The 7,812-nt window shown below is 56.8% G+C and carries 8 protein-coding genes and 1 pseudogene; 4 read left to right on the top strand and 5 right to left on the bottom strand.

Features of this window, described 5'->3' with window-relative positions; genetic code table 11:
* Positions 1 to 127: 127 nt before the first annotated feature.
* Genes A3AY_RS0114480 through trbB form a run of 3 tightly spaced genes read right to left on the bottom strand, consistent with a single transcriptional unit; the run spans position 128 to position 1,767 of the window.
* Complete coding sequence (locus A3AY_RS0114480) at positions 128 to 427, bottom strand: conjugal transfer protein TrbD (protein ID WP_015647762.1); 300 nt, start codon at positions 425 to 427, stop codon at positions 128 to 130.
* Complete coding sequence (locus tag A3AY_RS0114475) at positions 420 to 812, bottom strand: TrbC/VirB2 family protein (RefSeq protein WP_015647763.1); 393 nt, start codon at positions 810 to 812, stop codon at positions 420 to 422. The genes A3AY_RS0114480 and A3AY_RS0114475 overlap by 8 nt, the downstream gene beginning before the upstream one ends.
* A complete protein-coding gene (gene trbB, locus A3AY_RS0114470) occupies positions 802 to 1,767 on the bottom strand; it encodes a P-type conjugative transfer ATPase TrbB (protein WP_018326380.1) in 966 nt (321 codons plus the stop codon). Before trbB ends, A3AY_RS0114475 begins: the two co-directional genes overlap by 11 nt.
* A 378-nt stretch (positions 1,768 to 2,145) precedes the next feature.
* Between trbB and repA the strand changes: the two genes are divergently transcribed.
* The 3 genes from repA (at position 2,146) to repC (ending at position 5,815) form a co-directional block, all read left to right on the top strand.
* Entirely contained in the window at positions 2,146 to 3,333 is a 1,188-nt protein-coding gene (gene repA / locus A3AY_RS0114460) for a plasmid partitioning protein RepA (RefSeq protein WP_018326379.1), read from the top strand.
* Positions 3,334 to 3,417: 84 nt separating this feature from the next.
* Positions 3,418 to 4,413 (top strand): plasmid partitioning protein RepB, encoded by a 996-nt coding sequence (gene repB, locus A3AY_RS0114455; protein ID WP_018326378.1) that lies wholly within the window; start codon positions 3,418 to 3,420, stop codon positions 4,411 to 4,413.
* Between the two features lie 157 nt (positions 4,414 to 4,570).
* The gene (gene repC / locus A3AY_RS0114450) at positions 4,571 to 5,815 is read left to right on the top strand and encodes a plasmid replication protein RepC (protein WP_026203441.1); all 1,245 of its coding nucleotides are present in this window, start codon (positions 4,571 to 4,573) and stop codon (positions 5,813 to 5,815) included.
* Between the two features lie 240 nt (positions 5,816 to 6,055).
* Here repC and A3AY_RS40580 read toward each other — a convergent pair.
* Positions 6,056 to 6,253, bottom strand: a pseudogene (locus A3AY_RS40580) (integrase); the annotation flags it as partial.
* On the opposite strand from A3AY_RS40580, the gene A3AY_RS37880 reads away from it, so the two are divergent.
* On the top strand, positions 6,211 to 6,552 hold the full coding sequence (locus tag A3AY_RS37880; protein ID WP_245275922.1) for an SDR family oxidoreductase: 342 nt from the start codon (positions 6,211 to 6,213) through the stop codon (positions 6,550 to 6,552). The pseudogene A3AY_RS40580 and the gene A3AY_RS37880 sit on opposite strands and share 43 nt — an antisense overlap.
* A gap of 45 nt (positions 6,553 to 6,597) precedes the next feature.
* Here A3AY_RS37880 and A3AY_RS0114440 read toward each other — a convergent pair whose 3' ends face one another.
* Positions 6,598 to 7,746: a site-specific integrase gene (locus A3AY_RS0114440; protein WP_026203440.1), complete on the bottom strand. Its 1,149-nt coding sequence runs from the start codon at positions 7,744 to 7,746 to the stop codon at positions 6,598 to 6,600.
* Positions 7,747 to 7,812 lie beyond the last annotated feature (66 nt).

Here is a 7,812-nt window from a genome sequence, read left to right as displayed (position 1 = left end):
CCCCGCCATGAGACTTCCGTCCTTGAGAAGAATGGTCCCATTGTCGACCAGTCCGGCATAGGGCACGAGATCGGCGAACGACGGTGCAGACGGGCGAAGGGAACGCAAAGCGACCATCATGGCACCTCTAAAAACGCCGCCACGGCGAAGACGTGGGCAGGTAGTGATGCCGGTAGCGCAAATGCCGCACGTAGACATGACGCATGAGGGGATCGGATTTTGCCATCATGCGCAGTGCGCCGACGATCACGAACCAGATGGCGATGCCGAACAGCGCTGAATACAGGGTGAGCACGACGAAGATCAGGATGATCGCCACCAGCCCTGTGACAAGCAGGAGCTCTCGGTCTGCCCCCATCAGCAGATTCGGTCGTGAAAGAGCGCGGTGAATGCGATTGCGTTGGAGAGCGGAATGCGGCTCACCCATTGGCCCCCTCCCCTCTTGCAACGGACATCGGCTGGGAAACGGTCCCTGGCAAACTTGTGGCAGTGATGCCGATCGACGCGCCAGTCGCACCGAACAGTCCGACAATCGTCGTCGCCCCCAGCAGGATACCGGCGACCAGTACGATATAGACGAGGCGTCGCGCGAAATCGTTGAGCTCGCCGCCGAAGATCAGCATTCCGCCGGCGATCGCCATGGCGGCGAGGGCAATTGCTCCTGCGACTGGCCCAGTGATGGATTCCTGAATCTGTTCAAGCGGCCCCTCCCAGGGAAGACTCCCACCGGAACTGGCAAGGGCTGGCGCGGCAAGCGCCGCGCAGAACATCGCAGCGAGCAGTCCGAGGCGAAAAGAGCGATTATGCAGCATGAATGTCCTCATCAATTTGAGCGTAATGTTCGGTCTGGTACCGGCTACCGCTGAAGCCCTCGACATTGATGACCTCTCGTACCCGTCTCCCCCTCCCCGCGCGCTCGATCGAGATGACAAGATCAACGGCCTCGCCGATCACAGCCTGCATCGGTTGCTGGCTGACCTCGGCGGTCAGTTGCTCCAGACGACGCAAGGCGGACATGGCGGTATTGGAGTGGACGGTGGTGACGCCACCGGGATGGCCAGTATTCCAGGCTTTCAGCAGCGTTAGTGCGGCGCCGTCGCGGACTTCGCCAACGATGATGCGGTCGGGACGGAGGCGCATGGTGCTCTTGAGCAGTCGCGCCATATCGATCGTGTCACTGGTATGCAGGCACACCGCATTCTCTGCCGCACACCGGATTTCCGCAGTATCTTCAAGAATGACCATGCGGTCGTCCGGCGCTGAGGCTATGATTTCAGCGATCACGGCATTGGCGAGAGTCGTTTTGCCCGAACCCGTTCCACCCGCGATCACGATATTGAGCCGATTCGCGATTGCGCTCCTGATCACTGTGGCTTGCGCCTCCGTCATCACCTTGTCAGCGATATAGTCGTCGAGTGGGATCAGCCTGGAGGCTCTGCGCCTGATCGTGAACGTTGGGGACGCGACAACCGGGGGCAGCAACCCTTCAAAGCGGTGTCCGCCAATGGGAAGTTCGCCCGAAATGATCGGCCGCTCATCGCCCGCCTCAGATTGTAGAGCGTGTGCGACGGAGCCGATGATTGTTTCCGCTGCTGTCGCAGCCATCTCACCCGCGGGCGCAATGCCCTGCCCTAACCGCTCGATGAAAACTTTACCGTCCGGGTTGAGCATGATCTCGACGACGCCAGGGTCGTCGAGGGCGATACATAAACGATCGCCCAGTGCTTCTTGAAGCTTGCGCACAAGGCGGGAATGCGACTGAAGCATTGCAGCTTTCTCCTCGCTGATTGGTTTGTGAGGGAAAAGAGCCGCGCCACGCTTTGATGTCCACGTACAAATTTGTGGGTCGCCTGCGTGAGGTGATTCCGTCAGGTTCCCATCGATTCTCTCAATGGGCTTCTGGGTCGCCTCAGATAAGGGCGGAAAAATCTGAGGAAAGAAAGGACATGGACGATGGCGATGAAATGCTCAACACACTGAAATATAACACCTAATCACGCGCTTTTGCGATGGTCTTGGATCATCTTAAGACATTGTTAACTTTAAATTCCTTGTCGCGCAGGGGGAATCGGACGATAGTTGCGCAAATTATGGCTTTATGGCCATTTTTTCGAAAGTGACGCCACCTAGGAAATAGTTTGCAAAATGAGCCAGCTGCCCAACAGATTTGACGTCGAGATCGCCCAGCAAGGGGCAAAGATCTCAAGCGCGTTGCATATGCTGCGCAGCCAACAGTATCCGCCGGACGCTCGTAAGGGATTACGCAAGTTTCAGCTCGGCGAGGTCGCCGATTTCATGGGTGTGACCCAAAGCCATCTCCGACAAATCCATTCCGAAGGGAAAGGCCCGGAGATCGAATCGGTCAGCGGTCGCCGATATTATACGGCCGATCAAATGCGGGAGCTTCGCGAATATCTCGAAGCCAACAAAAAATCCGACAAGCGCTATTATGTTCCTCAACGTCGCGAAGGCGAGCCGATGCAAGTCGTTTCGGTCGTGAACTTCAAAGGTGGAAGCGGGAAGACAACGACCGCCGCACACTTAGCACAGTATCTCGCCCTCACCGGTCACCGTGTGCTTGCCATCGATCTAGATCCCCAGGCGTCGCTAACGTCACTGTTCGGCATTCAGCCCGAACTCGATGATACAGCGTCCCTGTACGAAGCGCTTCGTTTCGATGAGGAGCGAAAGCCAATATCAGCGGTAATTCAGTCGACCAATATTCCAGGACTAGACGTTGTACCGGCGAATCTTGTGCTGCAGGAATTTGAATACGATGTGCCACTGTCAATTTCTTCTCGAAAAGGTGACGAGGGTCGGTTGTTCCACATGCGCATCGTCAATGCGCTTAAAGAAGTGGACGACAAGTATGACGTGGTTGTCATCGACTGCCCGCCGCAGCTCGGCTACCTTACTATCACCGCGTTGATGGCTTCCACAGGCATCCTGATTACAATCCATCCCCAGATGTTGGACATCATGTCGATGAGCCAGTTCCTACAGATGCTGGGAGGGATTATGACCCCTGTTGCAGAGGCTGGTGCCGAAATCAGGGTGGAATGGTTCCGCTACCTCGTGACACGCTTTGAGCCGACCGACATTCCGCAAGCGCAGATGGTCGGTTTCATGCAGTCGATGTTTGCTCAGCAGATGCTGCGAAACCACGTTCTTAAATCTACCGCTATTTCTGACGCTTCAATCAAAAAGCAGACTTTGTACGAGGTCGAGCGGGGAGAGTTCGTTCGATCTACTTACGATCGAGCAATGGAAAGCCTGAATGCCGCAAATGGTGAAATTGTCGACCTGATACACAATGCTTGGGGGCGGAAATGACAAACTTGTCAGCCGTTTTTTTTCCTATTTTTGCAAGGCGAAATAATGCCTTAGCGGAGTTGAAGTCAAAGCTGGAGTTCGGTCATGGCGCGTGACAATCCATTTGCGAAGCTTGATATAGCGTCGATATCGACCGACAAATCTCCCGTAAAGCCTGGATACGCGATGACGGGCGCCGCGAAGACGGTTGTGCGATCGATTGAAGATCTCGCCGAAAACACCAAGAAGCTCATGGAGGGCGAGGTCGTCGTGGAGCTGGATCCGCGGCTGCTGGATGTATCATTCGTGGCCGATCGGCTGTCGGATGAGGGCGAAGAATACCAGGAGCTCAAACAGGCGATCAAAGAATCCGGTCAGACGACACCAATCCTGGTTCGGCCTAGCTCGTATGACAGCCAACGCTTCATGGTCGTTTTCGGGCACCGTCGTCTCAAGGTCGCCAAAGAGCTCGGGATTTCGGTCAAGGCGGTTGTCAAAAAACTTGACGACATCACGTCCGCAATCGCCCAAGGGCAGGAAAACTCTGCCCGCTCAAACTTATCCTTCATCGAACGTGCGTACTTCGCACAGAACCTGCTTGCGTCCAACATGACGAAGGACGTGGTGCGGTCGTCTCTCGCGATCGACGAGGCGATGTTGTCCAAGATGCTCGGTGTCGTGGAAGTGGTCCCTGCTGCGATCATCAAAGCTCTCGGTGCGTCCAAAAAAATCGGGCGCGACAAGTGGCTTAGCCTGCGTCAACTACTTCTCGTTCCTGCCCTCTTGAAGGTTGCTACTGAATTTACGGAGACCGCAGGGTTTGTTGAACTGGCAGAAGAGAAGCGGTTCGACGAACTTCATGATTACCTGAAGCGCTACAAGGTCAAATCGGCTGCTAAGAAGCCCAAGGGCAACGCATCCGGGAGGGATTGGACGTCGAGCGACAGTTCACTGAATTTCGTAATGAACACCAAATCGAAGAAGGTTGCGATTGAGCTTTCGAATGTCGAAGCGAAGCCCTTCAGCGACTGGCTTTCGGGCCGGATGGACCGTTTGTATGACGAGTACAAACGGTCAAAAACCGAACGCAACGGAGATTAAACCGCAAAAGAAAAAGGCCCCCAAACGGTAAACCGTGGAAGCCTCTCTCGTCATCTCTAGCAGGATCGAGAATCGCATTTCCCGGAATCGCAGTCAAGAGTGTTGGCACCGATTTGGTGAGCGAATTTCTTTTGCCTAGAGAAAGGTGAGAGAAAAAATGCAAACGGGACATGTAACGACGCCTTTTGGGCGGCGACCGGCTACTCTTGCCCTAGTTAAGGGGCAACTGGCCATCACAGCACCGAGCCCAGGCGCACGCGTAGAAAAGTGGAAAGTGTTTCGTGACGTGTGTGAGGCGAGGGAGCGCTTCGGTCTGCAAGACAGAGCGCTCGCTGTTCTCGATGCACTCTTGACGTTCTACCCTGAGCCACAGCTCGACCAGGATCATGGACTTGTCGTGTTTCCATCTAATGCGCAGCTATCTGTCCGCGCTCATGGGATCACAGAAAGCACACTCCGCCGGCAACTCGGAGCACTGGTCGATGCCGGACTTATCCAGCGCCGGGATAGTCCAAACGGCAAGCGTTACGCGCATCGCAGTCGAGATGGCGTAATTGAGCAGGCATACGGCTTCGATCTCAGCCCGCTGCTCACGCGCGCGGCGGAGCTTGCCCTACTTGCGCAGGAAGTCGCAGCAGAACGTGTACGCTTCCGCAGAGCAAAAGAAGCACTGACGATCTGCCGTCGCGATGTCCGTAAGCTGATTACGGCTGCGATTGAAGAAGGAGCGTCAGGAAACTGGCTGGACGTCGAGATGATGTATGTTGGAATTCTTGGTCGACTACCTCGTTATCCCGACAGAACCCAGGTCGAAGCAACACTCGACGAGATGGAGCTTTTGAGGAATGAAGTCATCAACCTCCTGGAGATGCAGTTAAATACCAACTATATGCACGGCAATGCCATTCAAAATGAACGCCACATACAGAATTCAAATACCGAATCTATCTATGAACTTGAACCTAGCTCTAGAAAAGAGCAGGGCGAAAGCTTGCCGGAAGAGCCGCCAGCCAAGAGGATAGGCGTTGAACAGAAAAGGGCGAATGCAGAACAGATCAAGTCGTTTCCGCTCGGTATGGTCCTTCGAGCTTGCCCCCAGATCGTAGACTATGGGCCGGGCGGTGGCATATCGAATTGGCGCGAGTTGATGACGGCGGCCGTAGTGGTCCGCTCAATGCTCGGAGTAAGTCCCTCAGCCTACGAAGAGGCCTGCAATGCGATGGGGCCGGAGAATGCTGCCGCGGCAATGGCGTGCATCCTAGAGCGCTCGAACTACATCAACTCGGCCGGTGGTTATCTACGTGATCTGACTAAACGCTCGGAACGAGGAGAGTTTTCAATTGGGCCTATGCTGATGTCGCTGCTCAAGGCAAACGGCGATGGCAACCGGCTTGCGGGTTAGCGATGTCAATAAGCGCAATGTGTTGAACCTAGATGACGAGGTAGGGCTCTCATACAACCGCTACAATCTTGTCAGCCGTTTTTTTCGGAATTTTCCTCATAAATTACTGATGCTTATACGAGATGAGTGCGCGTAATTTCTCGTTGAATTGATGACTGGGCCTGGTCTATGCCAATCGACGCGAGAGCGGCTTTCACGCTACCGGACGACGGAAGCTTTATCGTGGGTAGACGCCTGCCTTCACAGCAAACGTGCAGCACGACCGCTTCGACGGGTAGCGCTATTGTAATAGCTCGACGCCTGCTGCACTGAACGATGCCTCGACTGCTCCATGGTTTCGGGGAGGGGGATCCCACGGTTGGCGGCTTCGGTCAGATATCCTGATCGTAGCCCATGTGCCGAAAACTCCGCAGGCTCCAGCCCCGCCAAGCTACGCCGCAGCAAAGGCGGCGCTTGTCAGCTTCACCCGGAGCTGGGCCCTTGAACGGGCTGCGGGCGGAATAACGGTGAACGCCGTTTCGCCGGGGCCAACGGAGACGGCGTTGTTTCGGGCGAACAATCCTGTCGGCAGCGAGAGCGAAGCGCGTTACCTCTTCGGCGTTCCAATGGGCCGCTTCGGAAGACCGGAGGAAGTCGCTGGGGCAATCGAATTCCTGCTATCGGATGACGCTGGGTTTATTACGGGGCAGACGCTTCATGTCGATGGCGGGGCCTCAATCGGCAAGTCTTCGTTGTAGATTCATCGCGGTCTATCTGGAGGCAGTGCCGGCCGATCCGCGTCTTCAAAGCATACGCGCAGCGCGCCCGCTTCGGCGGGTCGCGTTGTTGTAATAGCTGGAGGCCTGTTGCACCGAACGGTGTCGCGACTGCTCCATGGCTTCGGGGAGGGGGATCCCGCGGTTGGCGGCTTCCGTAAGATATCCCGACCGCAACCCATGCGCCGAGAATTCCGCAGGGTCGAGTCCAGCCATCTCGGCCCGCTGTTTGACGATCGCATTGACCGCGCCCGGCTCCAGCGCCCGCTTCGAGACATTGCCCCAACGATCGATCTTCCGAAAAATACTCCCGCTTTCGATTCTTCCAGCCGCCATCCATGCGTTCAAAGCATCCACGGGCCGGCCCGTCAGATAAACGGCCTCATCGCTTTCGGCACTTGACGTCTTGGTGCGACCGAGATGGATGGCGAGAGAGGGGAGGGGAGGGGCACCCTCGACGGTGATGGGTGGCTCGACGGTGAGCTGCTCCCTGCGCAGACCGGCAATCTCACTGCGACGACGACCGCCCGAGGCAAAAGCCACCATCAGGATTGCCCGGTCGCGGATGTCACGAAGGCTGTCGGTGCTGCAGGTCGCGAGCAGCTTTGCCAGGACGTCGCCGGTGACGGCCTTCGCGCTCTTGCGTTTCCTTGGCCGCGGCGTCGCCCGAACTGCGAGGCGTATCGCGGATTTCAGCGACGGCGAGGAAAAGACGCCTGACAGCCCGCGCCATTTCGTCAGCGTCGACCAGCTGGCAATCCGCCGCCGCACCGTGTCGGGCGCGTGCGCCCCTGGCGAGCGCAGAAAACCCTGTTCCCGCAGGCTCTGTTCGACATCGGCTGGCATGCCGTGGTGAGGATCGATGTCGCGCTGTTCGGGCTGCCACAAATGGTGCGCGACAAATTTCAGGAGCATAGCCTCTGGCGCTGGCCAGGGGAGGCAGGCGCCGGTTGCGGCCAGCGACCAGGCCTGCAGATAGGCAAGATCGGAGGTAAGCGCACGCAGCGTGTTTTCGCCCATGCCTTCGTTGACCAGGTGACGGAGAGTCTCGACATCCTGATCGGTAAGGAGTTCGGCCAGTTCGTCGCGCCGGTCGATCGGCAGCACGCTGGCGATGGTGTCGAGTTCGTCGGCCCGGCGATCGACGGCGGTCTTGGAGATGGACGGTTTGGCCACAGAGAAACTCCGGATCGGCGGCTTTTGACGGCCGAGCGGCCGTGGATTTACCGGATACTTTCTGAT

This window comes from Rhizobium giardinii bv. giardinii H152 (genome assembly GCF_000379605.1).
Lineage (GTDB): Bacteria > Pseudomonadota > Alphaproteobacteria > Rhizobiales > Rhizobiaceae > Pararhizobium > Pararhizobium giardinii.
The sequence above is the reverse complement of the archived record's forward strand: the minus strand, read 5'-3'. Positions and strand labels throughout refer to the sequence as shown.